This is a genomic window from Mycobacterium sp. (assembly GCF_032159565.1).
Classification (GTDB): Bacteria; Actinomycetota; Actinomycetes; order Mycobacteriales; family Mycobacteriaceae; genus Mycobacterium.
In genome coordinates this window covers 17247-41224 of record NZ_JAVHWR010000079.1, presented here as the reverse complement: position 1 = coordinate 41224, position 23978 = coordinate 17247, and the positions used below count along the sequence as shown (strand labels likewise).

General features: G+C 67.6%; 23 protein-coding genes and 1 pseudogene. 16 read left to right on the top strand and 8 right to left on the bottom strand.

Annotation, left to right across the window (positions count from 1 at the left end; genetic code table 11):
* Both QOC76_RS09830 and metK read left to right on the top strand, forming a co-directional pair.
* Positions 1-638: phosphopantothenoylcysteine decarboxylase domain-containing protein (locus QOC76_RS09830; RefSeq protein ID WP_526356635.1), on the top strand; the 638-nt coding region annotated here is incomplete at its 5' end.
* Positions 639-735: 97 nt separating this feature from the next.
* Complete coding sequence (gene metK / locus QOC76_RS09825) at positions 736-1959, top strand: methionine adenosyltransferase (protein ID WP_526356641.1); 1224 nt, start codon at positions 736-738, stop codon at positions 1957-1959.
* A gap of 65 nt (positions 1960-2024) precedes the next feature.
* On the opposite strand, the pseudogene QOC76_RS09820 reads toward metK, so the two are convergent.
* Together QOC76_RS09820 and QOC76_RS09815 are read right to left on the bottom strand one after the other, a co-directional pair.
* A pseudogene (locus QOC76_RS09820) lies at positions 2025-3509 on the bottom strand (flavin-containing monooxygenase).
* A 35-nt stretch (positions 3510-3544) separates the two neighbouring features.
* The gene (locus tag QOC76_RS09815; RefSeq protein WP_526356634.1) at positions 3545-3967 is read right to left on the bottom strand and encodes an ester cyclase; all 423 of its coding nucleotides are present in this window, start codon (positions 3965-3967) and stop codon (positions 3545-3547) included.
* A 58-nt stretch (positions 3968-4025) separates the two neighbouring features.
* Here QOC76_RS09815 and QOC76_RS09810 point away from each other — a divergent pair, with 58 nt between their 5' ends.
* Genes QOC76_RS09810 through ribD form a run of 8 tightly spaced genes read left to right on the top strand, consistent with a single transcriptional unit; the run spans position 4026 to position 13219 of the window.
* Positions 4026-4772 (top strand): lysoplasmalogenase family protein, encoded by a 747-nt coding sequence (locus QOC76_RS09810; protein WP_526356633.1) that lies wholly within the window; start codon positions 4026-4028, stop codon positions 4770-4772.
* Positions 4773-4822: 50 nt separating this feature from the next.
* Positions 4823-6769 carry a primosomal protein N' gene (locus tag QOC76_RS09805; protein WP_526356640.1) on the top strand — a complete coding sequence of 649 codons (1947 nt, stop codon included), beginning with the start codon at positions 4823-4825 and terminating at the stop codon, positions 6767-6769.
* A gap of 37 nt (positions 6770-6806) precedes the next feature.
* On the top strand, positions 6807-8657 hold the full coding sequence (locus tag QOC76_RS09800) for a DUF2207 family protein (RefSeq protein WP_526356632.1): 1851 nt from the start codon (positions 6807-6809) through the stop codon (positions 8655-8657).
* Positions 8651-9187, top strand: a complete 537-nt coding sequence (locus tag QOC76_RS09795) for a LemA family protein (RefSeq protein WP_526356631.1) — start codon at positions 8651-8653, stop codon at positions 9185-9187. Before QOC76_RS09800 ends, QOC76_RS09795 begins: the two co-directional genes overlap by 7 nt.
* Before the next feature lie 2 nt (positions 9188-9189).
* The gene (gene fmt, locus QOC76_RS09790) at positions 9190-10116 is read left to right on the top strand and encodes a methionyl-tRNA formyltransferase (protein ID WP_526356630.1); all 927 of its coding nucleotides are present in this window, start codon (positions 9190-9192) and stop codon (positions 10114-10116) included.
* A complete protein-coding gene (locus QOC76_RS09785; protein WP_526356629.1) occupies positions 10113-11507 on the top strand; it encodes a transcription antitermination factor NusB in 1395 nt (464 codons plus the stop codon). Before fmt ends, QOC76_RS09785 begins: the two co-directional genes overlap by 4 nt.
* A gap of 9 nt (positions 11508-11516) precedes the next feature.
* The gene (gene rpe, locus QOC76_RS09780) at positions 11517-12221 is read left to right on the top strand and encodes a ribulose-phosphate 3-epimerase (RefSeq protein ID WP_526356628.1); all 705 of its coding nucleotides are present in this window, start codon (positions 11517-11519) and stop codon (positions 12219-12221) included.
* Complete coding sequence (ribD, locus tag QOC76_RS09775; RefSeq protein WP_526356627.1) at positions 12218-13219, top strand: bifunctional diaminohydroxyphosphoribosylaminopyrimidine deaminase/5-amino-6-(5-phosphoribosylamino)uracil reductase RibD; 1002 nt, start codon at positions 12218-12220, stop codon at positions 13217-13219. The genes rpe and ribD overlap by 4 nt, the downstream gene beginning before the upstream one ends.
* Here ribD and QOC76_RS09770 read toward each other — a convergent pair.
* Positions 13200-14216 carry an ABC transporter ATP-binding protein gene (locus tag QOC76_RS09770; protein WP_526356626.1) on the bottom strand — a complete coding sequence of 339 codons (1017 nt, stop codon included), beginning with the start codon at positions 14214-14216 and terminating at the stop codon, positions 13200-13202. The two genes, ribD and QOC76_RS09770, sit on opposite strands and share 20 nt — an antisense overlap.
* A gap of 3 nt (positions 14217-14219) precedes the next feature.
* Positions 14220-15269 (bottom strand): ABC transporter permease, encoded by a 1050-nt coding sequence (locus tag QOC76_RS09765; RefSeq protein WP_526356639.1) that lies wholly within the window; start codon positions 15267-15269, stop codon positions 14220-14222.
* A gap of 307 nt (positions 15270-15576) precedes the next feature.
* Between QOC76_RS09765 and QOC76_RS09760 the strand changes: the two genes are divergently transcribed.
* Positions 15577-15732 (top strand): hypothetical protein, encoded by a 156-nt coding sequence (locus QOC76_RS09760; protein ID WP_526356625.1) that lies wholly within the window; start codon positions 15577-15579, stop codon positions 15730-15732.
* 4 nt (positions 15733-15736) lie between these two features.
* On the opposite strand, the gene QOC76_RS09755 is transcribed toward QOC76_RS09760, so the two are convergent.
* Together QOC76_RS09755 and QOC76_RS09750 are read right to left on the bottom strand one after the other, a co-directional pair.
* Positions 15737-17464 carry an MFS transporter gene (locus QOC76_RS09755; RefSeq protein ID WP_526356624.1) on the bottom strand — a complete coding sequence of 576 codons (1728 nt, stop codon included), beginning with the start codon at positions 17462-17464 and terminating at the stop codon, positions 15737-15739.
* Positions 17464-18180 carry an LppX_LprAFG lipoprotein gene (locus QOC76_RS09750; protein ID WP_526356638.1) on the bottom strand — a complete coding sequence of 239 codons (717 nt, stop codon included), beginning with the start codon at positions 18178-18180 and terminating at the stop codon, positions 17464-17466. The genes QOC76_RS09755 and QOC76_RS09750 overlap by 1 nt, the downstream gene beginning before the upstream one ends.
* A 40-nt stretch (positions 18181-18220) precedes the next feature.
* Between QOC76_RS09750 and QOC76_RS09745 the strand changes: the two genes are divergently transcribed.
* The 5 genes from QOC76_RS09745 to QOC76_RS09725 all read left to right on the top strand — a co-directional run bounded on the left by QOC76_RS09745 (position 18221) and on the right by QOC76_RS09725 (position 21568).
* Positions 18221-18817 carry a riboflavin synthase gene (locus QOC76_RS09745; protein WP_526356623.1) on the top strand — a complete coding sequence of 199 codons (597 nt, stop codon included), beginning with the start codon at positions 18221-18223 and terminating at the stop codon, positions 18815-18817.
* An 80-nt stretch (positions 18818-18897) separates the two neighbouring features.
* A complete protein-coding gene (locus tag QOC76_RS09740) occupies positions 18898-19158 on the top strand; it encodes a hypothetical protein (protein ID WP_526356622.1) in 261 nt (86 codons plus the stop codon).
* 101 nt (positions 19159-19259) lie between these two features.
* Positions 19260-20531: a bifunctional 3,4-dihydroxy-2-butanone-4-phosphate synthase/GTP cyclohydrolase II gene (locus QOC76_RS09735; protein ID WP_526356621.1), complete on the top strand. Its 1272-nt coding sequence runs from the start codon at positions 19260-19262 to the stop codon at positions 20529-20531.
* 75 nt (positions 20532-20606) lie between these two features.
* A complete protein-coding gene (gene ribH, locus QOC76_RS09730) occupies positions 20607-21116 on the top strand; it encodes a 6,7-dimethyl-8-ribityllumazine synthase (protein ID WP_526356620.1) in 510 nt (169 codons plus the stop codon).
* Complete coding sequence (locus QOC76_RS09725) at positions 21113-21568, top strand: PH domain-containing protein (protein ID WP_526356619.1); 456 nt, start codon at positions 21113-21115, stop codon at positions 21566-21568. The genes ribH and QOC76_RS09725 overlap by 4 nt, the downstream gene beginning before the upstream one ends.
* On the opposite strand, the gene QOC76_RS09720 is transcribed toward QOC76_RS09725, so the two are convergent.
* Both QOC76_RS09720 and QOC76_RS09715 read right to left on the bottom strand, forming a co-directional pair.
* On the bottom strand, positions 21555-21980 hold the full coding sequence (locus tag QOC76_RS09720; RefSeq protein ID WP_526356637.1) for a GNAT family N-acetyltransferase: 426 nt from the start codon (positions 21978-21980) through the stop codon (positions 21555-21557). The two genes, QOC76_RS09725 and QOC76_RS09720, sit on opposite strands and share 14 nt — an antisense overlap.
* 38 nt (positions 21981-22018) lie before the next feature.
* On the bottom strand, positions 22019-23956 hold the full coding sequence (locus tag QOC76_RS09715; RefSeq protein WP_526356618.1) for a gamma-glutamyltransferase family protein: 1938 nt from the start codon (positions 23954-23956) through the stop codon (positions 22019-22021).
* Between the last annotated feature and the right edge of the window lie 22 nt (positions 23957-23978).

Sequence of the window (23978 nt, the reverse complement as noted above, 5' to 3'; positions counted from 1 at the left end):
GGTTCCTGGGCAACCGCTCATCCGGCAAGCAGGGCGTCGCCCTGGCCGTTGCCGCCCGCAACGCGGGAGCCACCGTCCGGCTCCTGGCCGCGCACATGGAAGTGCCCCCGCCGGCCGGTGTCGAGGTCGTGGCGGTGGAGACTGCCCTGCAGTTGCGGGAAGCCGCGCTGGCGGCGGCCGCCGATTCCGACGTCGTCATTATGGCCGCGGCCGTGGCCGACTTCCGTCCCGCTGAGATTTCCGGCACAAAAATCAAGAAGCGCGACGACGCCGCCGACCCCGTCATCTCCCTGGTCCGGAATCCGGACATCCTGCATGAACTGGTGGAACTGCGGGATGCCGCCGAAAACCAGCTCCGCCGCAGCCAGCTCATTGTCGGTTTTGCCGCGGAGACCGGTGACGGCGAAGGCGACGTGCTGGCCTACGCCGAAGCCAAGCTCAGGCGCAAGGGCTGCGACCTGCTGGTGGTCAACCATGTGGGCACGGACAAGGTCTTCGGCCAGGACACCAACGCCGTCGTCATCCTGTCGCGCTCCGGCTCCGAACCCCAAGAGGCATCCGGAACCAAGACCGAAGTCTCGGCCGCCGTCATTAACCGGATCGGCTATGAGCTGAACCACGTTTCGCCCCGCGCCTGACGGCAGGCCACGCGAGGGTTTCCTTAGCACGGGGACACACGCTGCCGGACGTCCGATTCCCAACCAGTAAGGTAGTTGAGTGACTTTACCGCTGCACATTCCCCACACCCACGGGGCCACGCCCTCCGCCCTCCGGCTCTTCACCTCGGAGTCCGTGACTGAAGGCCACCCGGACAAGATCTGCGACCAGATCAGCGACGCCATCCTCGATGCCCTGCTGGCCGCGGACCCCGAGTCCCGCGTCGCCGTCGAGACCATGGCCACCACAGGCCTGGTCCACGTGGCCGGCGAGGTCACCACGGACGCTTACGTTGAGATCCCGCAGATCGTCCGCGAGACCATCCTGGGAATCGGCTACGACTCGTCCGCCAACGGATTCGACGGCGCCCGCTGCGGCGTATCCGTCTCCATCGGGCAGCAGTCCAACGACATCGCCGGCGGCGTGTTCAACTCGCTGGAAGCCCGCGAAGGCCGCCAGGAAGACGACTACGATCTCCAGGGCGCCGGCGACCAGGGCCTGATGTTCGGCTACGCAATCAAGGACACCCCCGAGTACATGCCGCTGCCGATCGCGCTGGCGCACCGGCTCGCGCGCAGGCTCACCGAGGTACGCAAGAGCGGTGTGCTGGATTACCTGCGTCCCGACGGCAAGACCCAGGTCACCGTTGCCTACGACGGACACACCCCGGTCCGGCTGGACACCGTCGTGCTGTCCACCCAGCACGCCGACGGCATCGACCTCGAAGCGACGCTCACCCCGGATATCCGCGAGAAGGTCGTCAACACCGTCCTCAACGACCTCGCACACGACACGCTGGACACCTCGGACTATCGCCTGCTGGTCAACCCGACCGGCAAATTCGTGCTCGGCGGCCCGATGGGCGACGCGGGGCTGACCGGCCGCAAGATCATCGTGGACACCTACGGCGGGTGGGCCCGCCATGGCGGCGGCGCGTTCTCCGGCAAGGATCCGTCCAAGGTGGACCGGTCCGCGGCGTACGCGATGCGCTGGGTGGCAAAGAACGTGGTCGCAGCAGGCCTGGCGGAGCGAATCGAGGTCCAGGTGGCCTATGCCATCGGCAAAGCGGCCCCGGTCGGGCTGTTCGTCGAGACGTTCGGCACCGAGACCGTCGACCCGGCCCGGATCGAGAAGGCCATCACGTCGGTGTTCGATCTGCGGCCCGGCGCGATCGTTCGCGATCTGGACCTGCTGCGGCCGATCTACGCGCAGACCGCCGCCTACGGGCACTTCGGCCGCACCGACGTAGAGCTGCCGTGGGAGCAGCTGAACAAGGTCGATGAGCTGAAGGCTTCCGTCTGACGACGATCAAGCGGGGAGGGACGAGCCGCGTTGAGGAGTCGGACGCGACAAGCTCCGTCTGCCAGCTAAGCGCTGAACCGGTAGTCGTCGAGCGGGTAGCGGCGGCTGCGCCAGTACGCCTGCATGGTTGTCGCAGGCCGTAGCGGCACATCGCCGTTCTTGTCGAAGTAATAGCTGTGGCCAGCGAGCAGCTGTCCTGCCAGAAGATCTGCCGGTGGCGTTTGCGCATCATCTCGTCGAAGTAGCGGTCGTTGGCCTCCTGCTTCACCTCGACGCGGGTGGCGCCGCCGCGCTGCGCGTGCTGGAGGCACCGCACGATGTGATGGCTCTGCGACTCGATGAGCGCGAAGTTACGACGAGCCGACGTAGCCGTAGGGGCCGAACACGGTAAAGAAATTCGGGAAGCCGGGGACGCTGACCCCCTCGTACGCCTGCAATCGGTGGTCCTCCCAGAACCGACTCAGCGTCCGCCCGTCCGGCCCGGTCACCGGATAGGTGAGGATGTCGTCGGGATCCATCATCCTGAAGCCCGTTGCCAGGATCAGCACGTCGACGTCGTGCGATTTGCCGTCGGCGGTGGCGACACCGGAGCCGGTGATCTTGTCGATCGGTTCGGTGACGAGGCTGACGTTGTCGCGGTTGAACGTCGACAGGTAGGTGTTGTGGAAGCCGGGCCGCTTGCAGCCCACCGCGTAGCGCGGCGTCAGCTTGTCGCGCACGACGGGGTCCTTGACCTCCTTGCGCAGATACGCCTTGCCCAACTCCGGCGCACGTTTGGCCATCGGGTTGACCGTGAAGTACTGCGCGGCAAGAGGAAACGTCAGCTCGACGTAGGCCTGGCTGAGCAGCCGCTGCACGGCCCTGCCGCCGGGCAGGCGCATCGCGCGCCGAGCGGTGGGCGACAGCGGGACGTCCGCTTTCGGGAAGCACCATATCGGCGTGCGCTGAAAGACGGTGAGGTGTCTGACGATCGGCGCGATCTCGGGGATCACCTGAACGGCGGAGGCGCCGGTGCCGATGATCCCCACGCGCTTGCCGGCGAGGTCCTGACCGTGGTCCCAGCGGGCGGTGTGCATGGTTTCGCCCGCGAACGAGTCGACGCCTTCGATGTCGGGCGGCTTCGGAGTGGTCAGCACGCCACCCGCGTTGATCAGGTACCGGGCCGTGACGCGCTCACCGGAGTCGGTCTCGATGCGCCACAAGTCGGTGTCGTGGTCGAACCCGGCGCCTGCCACCTTGGTGTTGAACCGGATCCGCGATCGCAGGCCGTACTTATCGACACAGTGCTTCGCATAGGCTTTCAGCTCGCGGCCGGATGCGTAGGTGCGTGTCCAGTCAGGGCTCTGCTCGAAGGAGAACTGGTAGGAAAACGACGGAATATCAACCGCGACACCGGGATAGGTGTTCCAGTGCCACGTCCCACCGGAGCCGTCGGCCGCCTCGATCAGCGAAAAGTCACTCATGCCCGCCGTGTCGAGCAGGATCGCAGTACCGATTCCGGAGAATCCGGCACCGACGATGAGGATGTCGTGATCGGGCGCTGTCTTCATCCCCGGCGAACTCCTCTCGTCCGCCGGCCCTTCCGTTACGCGGATGCCTCGAGCTTAAGCCGCTGGAACTGCTCCCACGCGGCCCGCTCGACCCAGTTCGTCAGCAGCTTGCCGTCCCCACGCACCGCCCACACGGCGGTGCCCGTCATGGCGATGTCCTGTTGGTCGGGTTCGGTGCCGAACAGCCCGTTGTTCTTCCCGGTCAGCAGCCAGCGTGACATCACACGGCTACCGTCGGCGTTCTGAAACGACTCGGTGACTTCGAGGTGCAGGTCGGTCACCTGTGCCAGGAATCGTTCGATCCACTTCGTGAAATTCTTTCGTCCCGAGATGGTCTCGCCGCCGGTGACGATGACGAAGTCCTCGGTGACGAACCGGTCCGCGGCGGCGGGGTCGTGAGCATTCCAGACCTCGTCCCAGAAGGCGTGCACGACGTCGACGGAACTCTGCGTACTCATTGACAGTGGAACGCCCTGGCCAATGTGAATAGTCGGAGGTCTGTGTACCTTCAGCAGAATGGCGTCCACCGATGCCGGAATGGCCGGCTTCTCCTCGGTAACGAACCCGCACCGGCGCACCCGGGGACTGTGGCTGGCGGCGGTGCTGGTCGCGGCCTGCTACGGGATATACCTGGGCGCCACCGCGCTGAGACTGCCGTCGGGCGCCGAGCTCACCGGCCAGTTCTGGTTGCAGCCGGCGGTCAAGGCCACCCCGGCGGTCCTGCTGGCTGCGGCTGCGGTCACTCACCCGGTAATCAGGGAGCGACGCTGGCTCGTCGTCGCACTGGCGGGGTCGGCCGCGGGCGACTTCCTGCTGGCGATGCCGTGGTGGCAGCCGTCGTTCGTGTTGGGGCTCGCCGCGTTCCTCGTCGCCCATCTGTGCTTCCTGGCCGCGCTGCTCCCGCTGTGCTCCGCGTCGGCGCCGAGATCGGCGGCGGCTGTGGTGGTGGTGGCGTGCGTCGCCCTGCTCGTCTGGTTCTGGCCCAAGCTGATCGCCGAAGGCATGGCGATTCCGGTGACGGCCTACATCGCGGTACTCGGCGCGATGGTGTGCGCTGCCCTGCTGGCACGGCTGCCGACGCCGTGGACGGCGCTGGGGGCGGTGTGCTTCGCGGTGTCGGACGCCATGATCGGCATCAACAAGTTCGTGCTGGGGTCCGAGGCGCTCGCGATGCCGATCTGGTGGGCATACGCCACTTCGCTGACGCTGATCACCGCCGGCTTCTTTTTCGGCCGGACGTCCGATCTGTCTGCTAAACGATAGGTGTGAGCAAGACCGCGGCGGAGCACGAGCCGATCGCCCGGGTGCTGCCGATGCTGACGGTGCCGCACCTGGATCGCGACTTCGACTACCTCGTCGCCGCCGAACAATCCGACGATGCGCAGCCCGGTGTCCGCGTTCGGGTGCGCTTCCACGGCCGGCTGGTCGACGCGTTCATCCTCGAAAGGCGTTCGGAGACAGATCATGTCGGTAAGCTGGGCTGGCTGGACCGGGTGGTCTCGGCAGAGCGCGTGCTGACCCCCGATGTGCGCAGGCTGGTCGATGCCGTCGCCGCGCGCTACGCCGGCACCCGCGCCGACGTGCTACGGCTGGCGATTCCGCCGCGGCACGCCAATGTCGAAAAGGAAGTGCCCGGCGAACCCACACCGGCCACCGTCGCATCCGTCGACACCGCTGGATGGGCCGAATACGGCCGGGGCGAGCAGTTTGTCGAGGCACTTCGCGACGGCCGTGCCGCCAGAGCGGTCTGGCAGGCTCTGCCGGGCGAACGCTGGGCCGACCGGTTGGCCGAGATCGCAGCGGTCTCGGTGCAAGCCGGCCGCGGAGTGCTGGCGATCGTTCCCGACCAACGGGATGTCGACGCACTGTACGACGCCTGTGTCCGGCTCGTCGACGAAAGCCGGGTGGTGGCGCTTTCGGCGGGGCTCGGCCCCGCACAGCGGTACCGGCGCTGGCTGTCGGTGCTGCGCGGTTCGGCGCGGCTGGTCATCGGAACCCGCAGCGCCGTATTCGCCCCAGTCGCCGATCTCGGGCTGGTGCTGGTGTGGGACGACGGCGACGACAGTTTGTCCGAGCCACGCGCGCCCTATCCGCACGCCCGCGAGGTGGGCATGCTTCGCGCCCATCAATTGCGTTGTGCCGCAATGATCGGCGGATTCTCGCGCACCGCCGAGGCCCAGGCCATGGTGCGCAGCCGATGGGCGCACGACCTGGTGGCGCCAAGGCCCGTGGTGAGGTCGCGGGCACCGCGGGTGATCGCCCTCGAGGACAGCGGATACGCCCATGAGCGTGACCCCGCCGCACACAGCGCGCGGCTGCCCTCGATGGCGCTGCACGCGACACGCACGGCGCTCGACGCCGGCCATCCCGTTCTCGTCCAGGTGCCACGCAGGGGTTACGTCCCGGCGCTGGCCTGCGGCCGCTGCCGCACCATCGCCCGCTGTAGACACTGCACAGGCCCGCTGTCGCTGCCCGATCGGAACGCCTCAGGCGCGGTGTGCCGGTGGTGCGGCCGCGAGGAACCCTCGTTGCGCTGTGCCCGATGCGGGTCCGACGCCGTCCGCGCCATCGTCGTCGGCGCCCGGCGCACCGCCGAGGAACTGGGCCGGGCGTTCCCCGGCACCACCGTCGTCACCTCCGGCGGCGACACCATCGTCACAACGGTGGCCGGCGATCCAGCGCTCGTCGTCGCCACCCCGGGCGCCGAACCCGTGGCGGCCGGCGGCTACGGCGCCGCGCTGCTCCTCGACGCATGGGCGCTGCTGGGGCGCCAGGATCTGCGTGCGGCCGAGGACACGCTGCGCCGCTGGATGGCCGCATCCACCCTGGTCCGCAGCCGCAGCGACGGCGGCGTGGTCGCGGTGGTCGCCGACTCGGCGGTGCCGACTGTGCAGGCACTGATCCGCTGGGATCCGGTCGGACATGCCGAAGCCGAACTGGACGCCCGCGACGAGGTCGGGCTGCTACCCGGTGTGCACATGGCGGCAACGGACGGCGCGCCGGAGGCGGTGGCGGCGCTGCTCGACACCGCTGAACTGCCGGCGTCCGCGGAGCTTCTCGGGCCCGTGGACCTGCCGCCCGGGGCCCGCAGACCGCCCGGCGTTCCCGCAACCAGCCCGGTCAACCGGATGCTGGTGCGGGTGCCGCGAGCCGACGGTCTTTCGCTGGCGGCGGCGCTGCGGCGGGCCACCGGGGTGCTCAGCGCGCGGCACGATCAGCAGCCGGTTCGGGTGCAAATCGACCCGTTGCACATAGGGTAATGCGAGACTTCGGCACCGGGGCTCTTCGGGAGGTGACATGCGGCGGATAATCGTGTGGTCGATTTCGTTGCTGCTCATCATGTTTGGGTTGCTCTGGCCGCTGGTGCTCAAGGGTGGCCAGGACGAGTTGCCCGCCGACGACCCGGTGGTGTTCAGCAATTTCAACGCCGACTTCCATGTCACCGCAGACGGCAGCCTCGACGCGGTGGAGACCATCACGGCCGAGTTCCCGAGCGGGCGCCACGGCCTGTTCCAGTGGTGGGACACCTCCAACCAGAACCACCCGTACGTCCGGCAGACTCCCGATGTCACGTCGGTGAAGGTCGACGGCGCTCCCGCGCCGTACCGCATGTCCTGGATGGACGGCAAGCGGTTCCGGGTGGCCAAGATCGGCGATCCCGACGAGTTCCTCAGTTTCGGATCACACGTGTTCGAGATCCGCTACACGGTGCCGGGTGTGCTGGATCCCGGTGATACCGGCAGCGACAAACGGTTCGCCGAGTCCGCCGGGGCCGACGCGGCGGCGCAGTCGGTGTTCTTCTGGAACGTCGTCGCTGGTTCGTGGAACAACCGGATGCAGCATGTCGACATCTCGGTGACACTGCCCAGCGCTGTCACCGGCGCGCAGTGTTCGGTCGGCTACGGCGTCGGTTCACCCTGCAGCGCCCTCACCATCACCGGCAACAAGGTTGCGCTTTCGACCGATTACCTCGGCTCCCGGACTCCGGTCACGTTGCGGGCAGGCGTCGACGTGCCGACCCCACCGCGTGAGGAACTCCTGTGGCCGTACACATGGGACCGGATCATCGGTACGTCGTTGGGCGATATGGCCTGGGTGCTGAGCCTGACGGTGGCCTTCGCGCTCGGCGGCTTCCTGTGGTATCGCACCACGGTCGAACCGCCGCCCGGCTTCCCGCTGCAGTACTCGCCGCCGGCTGGACTCGGACCGGTACAGACCGAATACATCCGCACCGAAGCCGTCCCGAAGAACGCCCTCGCCGCGACGCTGTTCTACCTCGCCGAGCGCAAGCTGGTCGACCTGAGACAGATCAACGACGAGCACTGGCGAATCAAAGGCCTGGCCGACAAGAGCGACTGGGAGCGGCTCGATCCCGTCAGCCGCACGGTAGGGAACGCGCTGCGGGTGAACGTGGCAGGGGAAGTGTTCGAGGCGAAGAAGTCCATCAAGTCCGGTCAGAAGCTCAACAAGGCCAAGAACGATATCGCCAAGGCCGTGGTGCAGTGGGCCTTCGACGGCGGCCTGATGGTCAAGCACAGGAAAGAGCTGTGGGTGCGCGCGGCCAATGTGATCGCGATTCCGGTGGCGGTGTGCTGCTTCTTCCTGTGGTTCGGTATTCCGATCACCGCGCTGGGTCTGCCGTTCGCCGCATTCTTCTTGGTCACCGTCCGGTCGTGGATCGGCGGCGTAGGTACCCGTCGCACCGCGGCTGGTCGCGAACTGTGGTCGCAGGCAGGGGGATTTCATCGGATGCTGGTCACCGATTCGGCCGAGGCACGCTTCGACTTCTCGGCCCGCAAGGAGCTCTATACCGCCTATGTGCCGTTCGCCGTCGCGGCGGGTGCGGCGGCACTGTGGGCGAAGAAGTACGAGATGACGACGGGTACGGCCGCGCCGCAGCCGGATTGGTACAACTCGTCGTCCTCATCATCGACGTCAGAGGGCTGGGGTTTCAGCGGGGGCTCCGGTGGTGCGAACTTCGACAGCTTCGACTCGGCGTTGTCATCGTCGATCGGCGCCTATACCGCATCGCAGTCGTCGTCGTCATCCGGCGGTAGCAGTGGCGGTAGCAGCGGTAGCAGCGGTGGCGGTAGCAGCGGCGGCGGTGGCGGCGGCGGCGGAGGAGGAGGGGGAGGCGGATCGTGGTAAGGCTGCTGCTGATCGTCGCGCTGGTGCTGGCGGTTCTTGTGCTTGTCGGTTTCGTAATGGGCTACAACAAGATTCGCAGCGCCGATGTCCGGGTCGCCGAGGCGCTCTCCGGAATCGATGTGGAGTTGACCCGCCGTGCGGCGCTGATCCCGAGCCTGGTGCACATAGTGCAGACGTTTGCCGCCCACGAGAAGGACATCCTCGACCACGTCACCGATGCCAGGGCCGCGTTGACGACGGCGACGACGGGCAAGTCCGTCGCCCAGCGCAGCTCCGCCGAGCAGGATTTCGACTCCGCGGTGGCGCCGGTGCTCGCGCTCGGCCAGAGCTACCCGCAGCTCACCTCGTCGAACAACTTCTCAAGCCTGCAGGACAATCTCGCCGACACCGAGAGCAAGTTGGCGTTCGCCCGCGGTTACTACAACGACTCGGCCGCCACGCTGAACCGGCTACTGCGCACCATGCCGTGGATGTTCGTCGCGCCGCTGAGCGGCGTGTCCGAACGCGAGTACTACAAGATCCCGCGGTAGCCATGCGGATCGTCTTCGCAGGCACACCCGAGCCCGCCCTGCCGTCACTGATCCGGCTCATCGAGTCCGCGCGCCATGACGTGGTCGCGGTGCTCACACGGCCGGATGCCGCCTCCGGTCGGCGCGGCAAACCGGCGCCCTCGCCCGTCGCGCAGCTCGCGCTCGAGCACGGCATCCCGGTGCTGCGGCCCGAACGGCCCAATTCCGACGAATTCGTTTCGCAACTGGCCGAGTTGGCGCCCGAGGCATGCGCGGTCGTGGCGTATGGGGCGTTGCTCCGCGAGGGTCTGCTGGCGGTGCCTGACCACGGCTGGATCAACCTGCACTTCTCTCTCCTGCCTGCGTGGCGTGGCGCCGCACCGGTGCAGGCGGCGATAGCGGCAGGCGACACCGTCAGCGGCGCGACCACGTTCCAGATCGAACCTGCGCTCGACTCGGGGCCCGTGTACGGCGTCGTCACCGAAACCATCCGCCCCACCGACACCGCGGGCGATCTGCTTGGCCGGCTGTCGGGTTCGGGTGCCGCGCTGCTGGCGACGACGCTGGACGGAATCGCCGACGGGTCGTTGACTCCGGTACCGCAGCCGTCCGACGGTGTCACCATGGCACCGAAAGTGACGGTCGACGACGCCCGCGTGCGCTGGGACCTGCCCGCCCATGTCGTCGAGCGGCGGATCCGCGCGTCCACTCCGAACCCCGGTGCATGGACCGTGATCGGCGAACTGCGGCTAAAGCTCGGCCCCGTGACTGTCGACGAAGCGGACCCGTTGGCGCCCGGCGCGATTCGCGTGGAGCGCAATCGCGTCCGGGTGGGAACGGCGTCGCAACCGGTGCTGCTCGGCAGCGTCCAGCCGCCGGGCAAGAAGCCGATGGATGCGGCCGCGTGGGCGCGCGGCGCCCGGCTCGACGACTCCGCGTCGGCGTCATGACCAAACCGCGAAGGCCGCGTCGCAAGCCGCTCGACCCCGCCCGCCGCGCGGCGTTCGACGTCCTGCGGGCGGTGTCGGAGCGCGACGCCTACGCCAACCTCGTGCTGCCCGCGCTGCTGAACGAACGCGGTATCACGGGTCGTGATGCCGCCTTCGCGACCGAACTGGCCTACGGGGCGTGCCGCACGCGTGGCTTGCTCGACGCTGTCATAGCCGAAGCCGCCGGACGCCCGCCGGACCGCATCGATCCGGTGCTGCTGGACCTGCTCCGGCTGGGGGCCTATCAACTGCTCCGCACTCGTGTCGAGCCACACGCCGCAGTGTCCACCACGGTCGAGCAGGCGGGGATCGAATTCGACTCATCGCGAGCAGGTTTCGTCAACGGCGTGCTGCGCACGATCGCCGGGCGGGAGCCGCAGTTCTGGATTGACGAACTCGCCCCACCCGCGGGGTCCGACCCCGTCGGTCACCTCTCGTTCGTGCACGCCCATCCGCGGTGGATCGGGCAGGCGTTCGCCGATGCGCTCGGCGCCAGGGCCGGCGAGCTGAAGGCCCTGCTGGAAGCCGACGACGCCCGTCCGCTGGTTCATCTCGCCGCCCGCCCGGGTGTGCTGACCGCGGACGAACTCGCATCGGTCGCGGACGGAACGGTCGGCCGTTACTCGCCGTATGCCGTCTATCTCGCCGGCGGCGACCCCGGTCGACTCGACGCTGTCCGTGACGCCGCGGCGCTGGTTCAGGATGAGGGCAGCCAGCTGGTGGCAAGGGCGCTGACGCTCGCGCCGGTCGACGACGACGGCGGTCGTTGGCTCGACCTGTGTGCGGGGCCCGGCGGCAAGACCGCGCTGCTGGCGGCGATTGCGCAGGAGAGGAGCACAACCGTCTCGAGCGCGCAGACCGGTGCCCGTGTCACCGCGATCGAGCCGAACTTGCGGCGAGCCCGCTTCGTCGAGGAGAACACCCGCGGGCTAGACGTCGACGTGGTGCGCGTCGACGGTCGCGACTCCGGCCTGGAGCCGGGATTCGACCGGGTGCTGGTGGATGCGCCGTGCACCGGACTGGGCGCACTGCGCCGACGACCCGAGGCGCGGTGGCGCCGCCAGCCCGCAGACGTGCCCGCGCTGGCACGGCTGCAGAGGGAACTGCTGGCGTCGGCGATCAAGCTGACCCGGCCCGGCGGTGTGGTGTTGTATGCAACCTGTTCACCCCATCTGTCCGAGACGGTCGGGGTGGTGGCCGACGCACTGCGCCGCCATCCGGTGACGGCGCTCGACACCCGGCCGCTGTTCGAGGGAGTAGACGATATCGGCGACGGGCCGTACGTGCAGTTGTGGCCGCACCGACACGGCACCGACGCGATGTTTTCCGCAGCGCTCCAAGTCGGAAAGTAGGGTGAGCGCATGTCACGACACCGCGCACGCGAGGAGCGCAAAAGACCTCTGATTGCGCCGTCGATCCTGGCCGCCGACTTCTCCCGACTGGCCGAAGAGCTCGCGGCGGTGAGGGGGGCCGACTGGGTGCACGTCGACGTGATGGACAACCACTTCGTGCCGAACCTCACCATCGGTCTGCCCGTGGTGGAGGCACTGTTGCCGACTACCGACATCCCGATCGACTGCCATCTGATGATAGACAACCCGCAGCGGTGGGCGCCGCCGTACGCCGAGGCGGGCGCCTACAACGTCACCTTCCACGCCGAGGCCACCGACAACCCCGTCGGCGTCGCGCGCGACATCCGCGCCGCGGGCGCCAAGGCGGGTCTGTCGGTCAAGCCTGGCACCCCATTAGAGCCGTATTTGGAAATCCTGCCTGAATTCGACACCCTGCTGATCATGTCCGTCGAGCCGGGCTTCGGCGGTCAGAAGTTCATCCCGGAGGTGCTGCCGAAGGTGGCCATCGCCCGCAGGCTGGTGGATGCGGGCGAGCTGACGATCCTCGTCGAGATCGACGGTGGCATCAACGCGGACACCATCGAGGAGGCCGCCGAGGCGGGCGTGGACTGCTTCGTCGCCGGGTCGGCCGTGTACAGCGCCGACGATCCGGCCGCCGCCGTCGAGGCGCTGCGCAGGCGGGCGGCCACCGCCTCAAAACATCTCCGGCTATGAGTTTCGAGGCCGCGATGCGTCTGGCCGTAGATCAGGCCGAGGTGGTCAAGGGCGGCACCTACCCCAATCCGCCTGTCGGCGCGGTCATTCTGGATTCCGACGGTGAGGTCGCGGGCATCGGAGCGACGGAGCCGACCGGCGGACCGCACGCCGAAGTGGTGGCGCTGCGGCGGGCGGGCGTGCGCGCCGCGGGCGGCACGGCCGTGGTCACACTGGAACCCTGCAACCACCACGGCCGCACGCCGCCGTGCGTAGATGCTCTTGTCGCCGCAGGGATTTCGACGGTTGTGTACGCCGTCAGCGATCCCAATGCGGTTGCGGCGGGAGGTGCGACCCGGCTCTCCGAATCGGGCGTGCACGTCATTGGCGGCGTGCTCGCCGACGTCGTCGCCGGCGGCCCGCTGCGCGAGTGGTTGCACAAGCAGCGCACCGGAGTTCCGCATGTCACGTGGAAATTCGCCACCAGCATCGACGGTCGCAGCGCGGCGGCCGACGGCAGCAGCCAGTGGATCACCAGCGAAGCCGCGCGCGCCGACGTACATCGCCGCCGCGCCGCCTGCGACGCGATCCTCGTCGGCACCGGGACGGTTTTCATCGACGACCCGAAGCTGACCGCGAGGCTGCCCGACGGCAACCTCGCCGACCGACAGCCGTTGCGTGTCGTGGTGGGGGAGCGCGAGATCTCTTCGGAGGCCAACGTGCTCAACGACGACACCCGCACAATGGTGATCCGGACCAGGGATCCGCACGAGGTGATCAAGGCGTTGTCGGATCGTACGGACGTCCTCATCGAAGGTGGGCCGACGCTGGCGGGGGCGTTCCTACGGGCAGGTGTGATCGATCGGATACTGGCCTATGTCGCGCCAATTCTGTTGGGCGGCCCGATAACCGCGATCGATGACGTCGGCGTGTTGTCCATCGCTCACGCGCAGCGCTGGCGGTTCGATGGCATCGAGCCCATCGGCCCCGACGTCCTGCTCAGTCTGGTTCCGCAGTAGCCTGCTCGTCGATGTTGAGCGGCCGGTGTTCGATCAGGTCGCGGATCCCGCCTGCGCCGAGGCGTTCCCGGAAAGCCGCCACGGTGTACCCGACGACCGCCGCGTCGCTGCGTGCCCGTGCCGTCGCCGAACGCGGCATGTGGAACAGGGGCGCGAGCTCGCCGAAGTAGTCACCCCTTCCGGCGACCCACAGCAATTCCTCGCCGCCGCCGGCCAATTCGCGCACGATCTCGACTTCGCCCTCGGACACCACGTAGATGCACTCGCCCATGGTGCCTTCCTCGAACAGCACATCGCCCGCATCGAGGTGCACCGTCGACGGCGGCCGGTCCGATTCGGCGAACTCGGGGACGAGCTCCACGACGCGATCGGCCAGCGGGAGGATCCGGCTGTCGTGGGTCGCCACCACCACCATCCGGTCTCCCGACGCGAGCTCGCGAATCAGCCGTAGCACCTCCTCGACCTGGATGAAGTCGAGGTGCGCGGTCGGCTCGTCGGCGACGATCAACGGCGGGTCCAACGCGATGGCCCGCGCGACCGCGACACGCTGCTGCTGACCGCCGCTGAGATCGCTCGGCCGGTGGGTCATCCGGTCCTCGAGGCCGACGCGGGTCAGCAGCTGTTCGGCCTTCTCGCGCGCGGCGTGCCGCGACATGCCCGCCGACCGCAGCGGCACCATAACGTTCTCCAGCGCGGTGAGGCTGGGCACGAGGTTGAACGCCTGGAACACGATGCCCACTGTCTCGCGCCGGTACTTCGACAGTCCCTTCGCGTCGAGCGAGGTGACGTCGACCTCGCCGAACTTGATGGCGCCGGCCGCCGGTTTAAGAATCCCGCCGAGACATGACAGCAGCGTGGTCTTCCCACATCCGCTGGGGCCCAGCAGAATCACCAGCGACCCCGCGGCCACGTCGAGGTTGAACCCGTCCAGCGGGCGCACAGCGTAACCACCGCTGGAGTACTCGACGACCAGGTCCTGAATGCTCAGATCGCCCATGGCCTATGGACTTCCGAACGCCATGGCCGGATCGACCGATACCGCGCGATGCAGTCCGGCACCGCTGGCGATCAAGCCGAAGATGACCGCGATGACGGGCAGGATGATGTAGGCGTAGGCCGGGACGATCACCTGCATCGGGAAGATCGGCCCGAGCAGCGCCGCAAGCACGACTCCGACGACGACGGCCGACAGCGCCACCACGATCGCCTGCAGGGCGAGTCCGCCGGCGATCGCACCCGTCGGGACACCAATTGCCTTGTATACCGCAAAGTCTCGCAGACGCTCCAGCGCGGAAAGGTAGATCACCGATCCGACGATCAGCGCGGCGACGACCCACAGCAGGATCGCCACGATCGTGATGGAGTTGACGGCCACCTTCAGCGGGCGAAGCAGATCGGCGACCGCACCGTCGCGGTCGATGGCCTGGTAACCCGGGGGCACCTGTTCGAGCGAGCCCCGAAGCCCGATCGATGCGACCAACGGTTGCCCGCCGTACACCAGCTGCTGGGCGCCCTCCGTGGTGAGGAAGATGTTGGGCAGGTTGGCCAGCGCCGTCGAGTTCTCCACGATGCCGACGATGCGCAGCCTGCGCGAAGCGATCTGGATGTCCTCGCCCTCGTTGCGCTCGAGCGTGCTCGACACCGCCACCTCATTGGGGTTGGCGGGCGGTCTGCCTTCCGACACCACTGGCATGCCCGGCCCGCGTTCCGGCGCGCCGAACAGGTCGGCGTTGCGGGTGGAATCGCCGAGTGTGACCGTGCCACCCGCGTAGACGAGAGGCGCCGCCGCCTGGACCCCAGGCGAGGAGGCGATCCGGGGCAGATCGACCGGTGCGAACGGCGTCGCCCCGACGAAGGGCCCCGACGCGCCGTCCTTCACCAAGAAGGTATCGACGCCGAGCGCGTCGACGGTCCGCAGTGCCTCGGCCCGGAAGCCGTTCGCCAACCCGGTCAGTACGAGCGTCATCCCGAAGATGATGGCGGTGGACAGGATCGCGATGACGAAACGCCGTTTTCGCCACTGCATGTCGCGCAGCGCAGCGAGCAACATGTAAGCGACGTTACCGAGGCCCGCGCGTTCGCGGGCCAGGTTGGGGTGCGTCGGGTTCAGCGGTCTCAGCCGACACATGACGGATCACTCCGCCGTCGGTGCGGCAACGCTCGCGGTGCCATGGTTCGTGGCGGCGTTTGCCGGATGTGAACAGTTGTGACGAAAACGACTGTGAAATACCCCTTGTCGTAGCGCCGGATTTGTCGGGTAGGGCCGGTAGACTTACCTCAGAGCCGGGCATCAGGCCTGGTACATCGCGCCTTCACCGACGAGCTGCGCATGGTGAGCACGAACGAAGGAAACGAGCATGACTGCAGTGCAGGACTGGCTCAAAATTCGCCCGCAGGATCCCAGAACCCATGTCAAGGCGTTCATCTGCGCACTACGCGGCGTTAACGCCGAGGATGCCGAGGACGTCACCGCCGAGCCTGCGTTGATCCGGCCCGGCGTCGAGCGCTGCTGACGCCCTAGCGAGGTGGCCGGTGCCGGTCCGACGGCGGTCCAGGCGGTCCAGATGGCCGGCGTTGCATCCGCGCCGTCTGTTCCGAATCACCCCGCGCAATCGTGTGCGTCGGATTCTGAAATCCCGGTACACGTCGCGGCCCACCATTTGCCTGTGTCGGCGCGTCGATCATCTCGGTGGCGGGATCAGCCGCGTCGACACCGGGTGCGGCGGCCGCCGGTTCCTCTGCATGCTCGGAACGGCCGGAGATGAACAACGCCAGCACCGCGCCGACGATGCAGACGATCGCGGTGATGCTGAACATCTCGCCGTACTGCATGGCGAAAGCGGTTCTGTACTTCAACGCTTCCGCGGTCAGTCTGGCGGCCAGGTTGTCGGCCTTCGTAGCGGGCAACGACTGCAGGATTTGGTTGAACCGGTAGAGACCCCATGCGCTGAGCGCCGCGATACCCACCAACATGCCGATCATCCGGGCCACCACCACCGCCGCGGAGGCGATGCCGTGCTGGGCGGACGGCACGACTCGCAGGGTCGCCGAGGTCAGTGGGCCGATCACCAGGCCGAGACCGAGCCCGGCGATCGCCAGGTCGGTGTCGAGCATAGGAAGCTTGACGAAGCCGAGGTCGTGGCGGGCCGACAACAGGTCGACCGGCCACTGGGCGATGAGGTAGTAGCCGCCTGCGGCGATCAGGAGGCCGACGCACGCCACCGCGCGGTCGCCGATCCTGGTGGCGATCCAGCCGCCCAGCAGCGCGCCGATGGGCAGTGCGATCAGGAAGCGCAGAAGCAGGAACGCCGCGTGGTTCTGGTCCTGGCCCAGCACACCCTGACCGAACAGCTCGACGTTGACGAGCGTCACCATCAGCGCGGCGCCCGCGGTCAGAGACGCGCCGAGAGCGGCAAGGAAGGGCCGGAAGTGCACACCCGCCGGCTCGATCAGCCGGGTCTTGGCGAAGCGCTCCCATACGAAGAACGCAACGCCGGCGACCAAGGCCCCGATCAGCAGCGGCGGACCGTAGGACGGCAGCACCTGCTTGCCGTCCGGCGCCGGGTTGTACATGCCGACAACGATCAGCCCGAGCGTGATCGCCAGCAGCACACCGCCGGTGACATCGACTTTCTCCGGGTGCTCGCTCTTGCGCCGCTTGGGCAGGCTGAAGTGGATCATCGCCATCGCGATCAGCGCCAGCGGCACATTGACCCAGAACACCGACTGCCAGTGGTGGAACAGCCAAACCATGGTGATGCCGTACATCGGGCCGAGCACGCTGCCCAGCTCCTGCGCGGCGCCGATCCCGCCGAGCACGCCGGCTCGGTTGCGCGCCGCCCACAGATCGGCGGCCAGCGCCAGCGTCACCGGTAGCAACGCACCGCTGGCGGCGCCTTGTATGACGCGCCCGATGACGAGCATCGTCAGGTCGGTCGACAACGCCGTGACGATCGAACCGACCGCGAAACCCGCGAGGCTGACCTGCAACAGCATTTTGCGGCCGAACCGATCCGACGCCCGGCCCAGCAGGGGCATCGCCGCGATGTAGCCGAGCAGGTAGCCGGTGACGATCGGTGTGACGCGCTGGATCTGGTTCACCGCGATCCCGACGTCTCTCATGATGTCGGCGATGATCGTGACCACGACGTACGTGTCAAGCGCGCCGAGCAACACAGCGAGTGCACCCGCGCTGATCGCGATTCTGCGGCTCCGGCTGGAATGCACCGGTGCTGCGGCCGTCATCAAACGGCGGGTTTGGTGACGGTGACGGGCTTGTCCCAATCCGACAGCGTCATCTGGACGCTGGTGCCGTCCGACGGCTCCAGCTTGGCCTGGACGAGCTTGTGGTCGCCGTCCTTCTCGATCCAGGCGGTGCCCGGCACCGGCCCGCTCGCTTTGATCGGCGGGGCGATCGCGTTCACCGCGTCGGCGCTGACCTGACCGGTCACCTTCACTGTCTCGACGCCGTTGACGGTCTCGGTACTCTCCGACTTCGGATCGCTGAAGTTGGCGAGCACGTTGGCCAGCCCCTTGTCCGGGTTCAAGATGGCCGAGATGTCGTAGACGTCAGCGGCCGGGCCCATGTCGATGTAGCTGTCGCCTGAGAGTGCGACATAGAGATTCGAGTCGATGACGACGAACTTCGCGTCCACATCGCTGCCCTGAAAGGTCAGCTTGGTATTTCCCTGACCGGCAACGGCGGGCGACTGAGTCAAATCGCCGCTGAGGGTTTTGATCGGGAAATTATTGATCTGACCTTCGACCGTCAAGTCGAGGTGAATGCTCTTCAGTGCACGCGTCGAGGCGGTGGATTCTTTGAGCAACGTGGCGGCATCGGGCAGTGATTCATTCGATTTCTCCGAGGACGACGAACATCCCGCAATGAGGACTATTGCTGCGAAAAGTGCGGTGAATATTGGCCAAAGGGATCGGACTGCGTTTTTTGGGCGCGTCTGCATAAGTGCATCGTAGAGGGTGGCGCTGCGTACCCTGATTGGCGTGTTCACCGGAATCGTCGAAGAGCTTGGCGAAGTCGTCGGCAAGGAAGACCTCGCGGACGCCGCCCGGTTCGTGATCCGCGGGCCAGTCGTCACCGCGGATGCCCGCCACGGCGACTCCATCTCCGTCAACGGTGTCTGTCTGACGGTGGTGGAGGTGCAGGCAGGCGGCGAATTCAGCGCCGACGTCATGAAGGAGACGCTGGACCGCTCGAGCCTCGGCGGCGTCGGCGTCGGCAGCAACGTGAACCTCGAACGGGCCGCCGCGGTGAACAGCAGGCTGGGCGGGCACATCGTGTCGGGCCACGTCGACGGCACCGGACATGTGATCGTGCGCACACCTTCGGAGCACTGGGAGGTGGTGCGGATAGCCCTGCCGACCGCACTATCGCGCTACGTCGTGGAGAAGGGCTCGATCACCGTCGACGGCGTGTCGTTGACCGTCTCGGGCCTGGGGCACGACTGGTTCGAGGTGTCGCTGATCCCGACGACACTGCAGCTGACGACGCTGGGGCGGGCGGCGGTCGGCACACCCGTCAACCTCGAGGTCGACGTCATCGCGAAGTATGTTGAACGGCTGATGCTGGACAGAGACTGAGAGAAGTGCCAATTCTCAGCGCTCGGAATTGGCGTGCGCGATAATAGCTGCGGGCCGGGTCTAGCAAAAGGATGCATTCAATGAAGAAGCTGGCAGCAGCGCTTTTGACGGCCACCGCGGCGGCGGTCGCACCGATTGCCATCGCGCCGGTGGCACAGGCCGACATCTGCGCGGGCGCGCACGGTCGCCACGTCGGCGTGGGTGGCTGCACGAATGTCGCCGGTGACGTGGCGACCGGAGTCGCCGTCGCCTCGGCGGCAGATCCCTATGTGCCCGGCGAGGTGCCCTGTTACACGGTCGAGGGTGTTCCTTATTACACCCCTCCCGGCGACCCCTGCTGACAGGCGCGTAGCAGGCAGCTGGCAATAATCGCCACTTCGTCGTGGTTCATACTGGGAGGCGGCGACGATGGTTCCGACCGGAACCGGCAAGGGTGGCGAAGATGACGAGTTTGGACTCCGTCGATCGGGCGGTTGCCGACATCGCGGAGGGTAAGGCCGTCGTCGTCATCGACGATGAGGACCGCGAGAACGAGGGCGACCTCATCTTCGCCGCCGAGAAAGCGACCCCCGAACTCGTTGCGTTCATGGTCCGCTACACCTCGGGCTATCTGTGCGTGCCGCTCGACGGTGCGATCTGCGACAAGCTCGGCCTGTTGCCGATGTACGCGGTGAACCAGGACAAGCACGGCACCGCCTACACCGTCACCGTCGACGCGAAAGAGGGTGTCGGCACCGGCATTTCGGCGTCGGACCGCGCGACGACCATGCGGCTGCTGGCCAATCCGAACAGCGTCGCCGAGGAGTTCACCCGGCCGGGCCATGTAGTTCCCCTGCGGGCCAAGGACGGTGGGGTGTTGCGCAGGCCCGGGCACACCGAGGCCGCCGTCGACCTCGCCAGGTTGGCCGGTCTGCAGCCGGCGGGCGCGATTTGCGAAATCGTCAGCCAGAAGGACGAAGGTGCGATGGCGCAGACCGATGAACTTCGGGTCTTCGCCGATGAACACAACCTCGCGCTGATCTCGATCGCCGACCTCATCGAGTGGCGCCGCAAGCACGAGAAGCACATCGAGCGAGTCGCCGAGGCGCGCATTCCGACGCGGCACGGCGAGTTCCGCGCGGTCGGTTACACCAGCATCTATGAAGACGTCGAGCACGTTGCCCTGGTCCGCGGCGACATCTCCGGGCCGGAGAGCGACGGACACGACGTCCTGGTCCGCGTGCACTCCGAGTGCTTGACCGGCGACGTATTCGGATCCCGGCGCTGCGACTGCGGACCGCAGCTGGACGCCGCACTGGCCATGGTGGCCCGCGAGGGTCGCGGCGTGGTCCTGTACATGCGCGGTCACGAGGGCCGTGGCATCGGGCTGATGCACAAGCTGCAGGCATACCAACTCCAGGACGCGGGCGACGACACCGTCGACGCGAACCTCAAGCTCGGGCTGCCCGCCGACGCCCGCGACTACGGCATCGGCGCGCAGATCCTCGTCGATCTCGGTGTGCGGTCGATGCGGCTGCTCACCAACAACCCCGCCAAGCGTGTCGGCCTCGACGGTTACGGCCTGCACATCATCGAGCGCGTACCGCTGCCGGTGCGCGCCAACGCGGAGAACATCCGGTATCTGATGACCAAGCGCGACCGGATGGGCCATGATCTGACCGGGCTCGACGACTACGACGAAGTGATGCCTGGCGAATTCGGCGGGGCACTGTGAGCGGCGGAGCCGCGACAAATGAGGCGCTGTGAGCGGCGGAGCTGCGTGCGGCGGAGCCGCGACAAATGAGGCACCGTGAGTCCTGCGGCCGGTGTTCCTGACCTGCCACAGCTCGACGCATCAGGCGTGACGCTGGCCATCGTGGCCAGCACGTGGCACCAGACGATCTGCGATGCGCTGCTCGACGGAGCTCGCAAGGGGGCCGCCGACGCGGGCATCGACGACCCGACGGTGGTGCGGGTACTCGGCGCGATCGAGATCCCTGTGGTGGCGCAGGCGCTGGCCGCCGACCATGACGCCGTGGTCGCGCTGGGCGTGGTAATCCGGGGTGAGACACCGCATTTCGACTATGTCTGCGATGCCGTCACCCAAGGGCTCACTCGGGTGTCGCTGGATTCCTCGACGCCGGTCGCCAACGGCGTGCTGACCACCAACACCGAGCAGCAGGCGCTCGCAAGGGCGGGACTGCCGGACTCGACTGAGGATAAAGGCGCACAGGCCGTTGCCGCCGCGCTATCCACCGCGCTGACGCTGCGCGACCTCGCGCACGCGAGGAGCAAAGAGGACGACCGTAAGCGGTCATGAGCGACGGCTGGGATCTCGACGTACGCCCCTATCTGACACCCTTTTTCGCCTACGGCGCCGCGGCGTTGATCGTCGGGGCCCACGTGACCGTCGGTGTGCTACTGAAGATCTCGTCGACGGGCGTCATCTTCCAGACCGCAGATCAGGTGGCAATCGCCCTGCTCGGCGTTGTCATCGCCGGCGCCGTGCTGATGTTCGCGCGGCCGCGGTTGCGCGCCGGCGCGTCGGGCGTCGCGGTGCGAAACCTGCTTGGCTACCGGCTGATTCCGTGGGCTGATGTTGTCGGCGTCAGCTTTCCGGTCGGCGCGCGCTGGGCTCGCATCGACCTGCCCGACGATGAGTACATCCCGGTAATGGCGATTCAGGCCGTCGACAAGGACCGTGCCGTGGAGGCGATGGACGACGTGCGTGGCTTGCTGGCCCGCTACCGTCCCGACCTCACCGCACCGTAAGCGACATCGCGACCTCGTGGCGGGCGTCGGCGCGTTCGCCGGCCACTTCGGTGAAGCCGAGGCTCTGGTACACCCCTCGCGCCACGGTGTTGTCGACTGCCACCCGCAGGGTCACGAGGCGCGCTCGCCGATCGCGTGCCCACTCCACGGCGGCGGCCACCAGCGGTCGAGCCAGGCCGTGCCCCCGGGCGGTCGGATCGAGCCAAAGTGAATACAGGTAAACCGTTTCGGCATCCTCCTGCTGTGCACCGATCAGTCCCACCGCGCGATCGTTCAACAGCGCGACGAACTGCGCATGGTCGCGGAGCCGCCTGCGCCACTGCGCGGCGGTGAACGTGGATTCCTGCCGGTACTGCGGGTCGTCGGCACCGAGTGAATCGGTGAGCGCACGCAGACGGACACCGGCGAACATCCGCCAGTCCGACTCCGTCAGCCGGGTGACCAGTGCGGTCAACGAGGGTCGCCCATCACCAGCCCCTCGCGGCGCGGGTCCGCCCCGCCGGTCCAGCCGGGCGAGTCGCGCACGATCGCCGACAACCCGCTGGACTGGTCGGCGAGGTCGACTTGATGGCCGAGTTCGCGCAGGCCCTGCACGAGTGGGTCGTGGTCTCCGTTGTCGGTGCTGTCGATGTCGGGATGCTCGCCGCCGACATTGGTTTTGGGAGAGTTGGCCGCCCCGAAGTCGACCATGCCCACCGCCTGCTGCGGATCCATACCCCAATCGAGCATTCCGACGACAGTTTTGACGACGAACTGAATGATGACCGCACCGCCAGGGGATCCCAGCGTCGCGAACAGCGGGCCGCGGGCGGCACCTGACTTCTCGAAAATCAGAGTTGGCGCCATCGTGCTTCGCGGCCGCTTGCCCGGCTCAACCCGGTTGGCCAGCGGCACCCCGTCCGGGCCGACGGGTTCGGCGGAGAAGTCGGTCAGTTGATTGTTGAGGATGAAACCGTCCACCATGTGGAACGAGCCGAACTGCGACTCGACGGTGGTGGTCAAAGAAGCGGCGTTGCCCTGCGAGTCCACGACGCTGACCTGGCTGGTGCCGTGTTCAGGCACGGGCACTGGCGTCGACGGCGACGCCCCGAACTCGCCGGGTTTCGCAGTGCCCATGCTGCGCTGCACGGAGACGAGTGCGGCCCGCTGAGCCAGGTAGTCACTGTTCAACAGTGTGTTCGGTGTTCCACCTGGCAACGGCACAAAATCCGTGTCGGCGACGTACTTGTCCCGGTCGGCGTACGCCAGGCGCTCGGCTTCCGCGATGAGGTGCACACCCATCGCCGTCGGTCTGCCGCCGTTGCGGTCCATATCGGTGGGTTTGTGGTCGCCCATCGGAAAGTGCTCGAGGATGCCGAGTGTCGCGGCGACCGCGATGCCACCCGACGAGGGTGGCGGCATGCCGCAGATCTCGTTGCCGCGATAGGGCATGCAGATCGGCTCGCGCTGTTTGGCCGTGTAGCCGCCCAGATCCTCGGTCGTCATCAGGCTCGGTGTGCGGCCGCCCGACGTATCGGTGGCCGCCGCGACGACGGCATTGGCGATATCGCCGGTGTAAAAAGATTGCGGGTCGGATGCGATGACGCCCAACGTCTTTGAGTACGCCGGGTTGGTGAGCTTGGTGCCGGCGGCCTTCGGGCTGCCGTCGGGATTGAGGAAGTAGGCGGCAGCCTCCCTGTCGAGCTTCAGCTGTGGTGCGGCGTCGGCGACGGCAGCGGCCAACCGGGGGCTGATGTCGAAGCCGTCGTCGGCCAGCGCCACGGCGGGAGCGAAGAGGTCGCGCCACGCGTTCTTGCCGTGCTGGTGGTGAGCATCCATCAGCATGCGCAGGATGCCGGGCACGCCGATGGAGCGGCCGGATGCCCGGGCATCCGGCTTGGGCTCGGCGCGATCGGTGTCGGAGATCCAGCGCAGGTAGTTCTCGCCTGCCGCGGCGGGAGCGGTCTCCCTGCCGTCGTAGGCCTGCACGGAGTGGGCCGCGGCGTCGTAGTAGAGCAGGAACCCGCCGCCGCCGATCCCGGACGACTGCGGCTCCACCAGGCCCAGCACGGCCTGAGCTGCGACCAGCGCGTCGGCCGCCGTGCCGCCCTCCTTGAGCACCTCGCAGGCCTTCTGAGTGGCCAGCGGATTGGCCGTGGCAACCGCATAGTGCCTGGTGCGCACCGCGGCCATGTCCTTGCGGTAACCGGTGGCCACCTCGGGTTGCGAGCCCGCGGCCTGCGAGGTCTTCGGCGCCGGGCCGCCGTTCTCGACGATGGCGCACGGACGGGCCGCCGAGGGTGGTGCGTGGTCCTCGGCGCCGCATCCGGCCAGCACCAAGACGACCCCCGCCAGCGGGGCCGCCAGCTTCTGCAGTGACGGTGTCCGCACATCTCGACGGTAGAGCATCAGGTCCGTCCGACACCGGCAG

Bases quoted from the DNA above. Each gene is read 5' to 3' on its own strand.
- fmt (WP_526356630.1), top strand. From the start codon at position 9,190: ATGCGGATCGTCTTCGCAGGCACACCCGAGCCCGCCCTGCCGTCACTG.
- QOC76_RS09725 (WP_526356619.1), top strand. From the start codon at position 21,113: ATGAGCGACGGCTGGGATCTCGACGTACGCCCCTATCTGACACCCTTT.
- QOC76_RS09720 (WP_526356637.1), bottom strand. From the start codon at position 21,980: ATGTTCGCCGGTGTCCGTCTGCGTGCGCTCACCGATTCACTCGGTGCC.
- QOC76_RS09770 (WP_526356626.1), bottom strand. From the start codon at position 14,216: ATGGGCGATCTGAGCATTCAGGACCTGGTCGTCGAGTACTCCAGCGGT.
- QOC76_RS09735 (WP_526356621.1), top strand. From the start codon at position 19,260: ATGACGAGTTTGGACTCCGTCGATCGGGCGGTTGCCGACATCGCGGAG.
- QOC76_RS09810 (WP_526356633.1), top strand. From the start codon at position 4,026: ATGGCGTCCACCGATGCCGGAATGGCCGGCTTCTCCTCGGTAACGAAC.
- QOC76_RS09760 (WP_526356625.1), top strand. From the start codon at position 15,577: ATGACTGCAGTGCAGGACTGGCTCAAAATTCGCCCGCAGGATCCCAGA.
- QOC76_RS09755 (WP_526356624.1), bottom strand. From the start codon at position 17,464: ATGACGGCCGCAGCACCGGTGCATTCCAGCCGGAGCCGCAGAATCGCG.
- QOC76_RS09805 (WP_526356640.1), top strand. From the start codon at position 4,823: ATGCTGACGGTGCCGCACCTGGATCGCGACTTCGACTACCTCGTCGCC.
- QOC76_RS09800 (WP_526356632.1), top strand. From the start codon at position 6,807: ATGCGGCGGATAATCGTGTGGTCGATTTCGTTGCTGCTCATCATGTTT.
- QOC76_RS09765 (WP_526356639.1), bottom strand. From the start codon at position 15,269: ATGTTGCTCGCTGCGCTGCGCGACATGCAGTGGCGAAAACGGCGTTTC.
- rpe (WP_526356628.1), top strand. From the start codon at position 11,517: ATGTCACGACACCGCGCACGCGAGGAGCGCAAAAGACCTCTGATTGCG.
- QOC76_RS09750 (WP_526356638.1), bottom strand. From the start codon at position 18,180: ATGCAGACGCGCCCAAAAAACGCAGTCCGATCCCTTTGGCCAATATTC.
- QOC76_RS09740 (WP_526356622.1), top strand. From the start codon at position 18,898: ATGAAGAAGCTGGCAGCAGCGCTTTTGACGGCCACCGCGGCGGCGGTC.
- QOC76_RS09715 (WP_526356618.1), bottom strand. From the start codon at position 23,956: ATGCTCTACCGTCGAGATGTGCGGACACCGTCACTGCAGAAGCTGGCG.
- ribD (WP_526356627.1), top strand. From the start codon at position 12,218: ATGAGTTTCGAGGCCGCGATGCGTCTGGCCGTAGATCAGGCCGAGGTG.
- QOC76_RS09815 (WP_526356634.1), bottom strand. From the start codon at position 3,967: ATGAGTACGCAGAGTTCCGTCGACGTCGTGCACGCCTTCTGGGACGAG.
- QOC76_RS09785 (WP_526356629.1), top strand. From the start codon at position 10,113: ATGACCAAACCGCGAAGGCCGCGTCGCAAGCCGCTCGACCCCGCCCGC.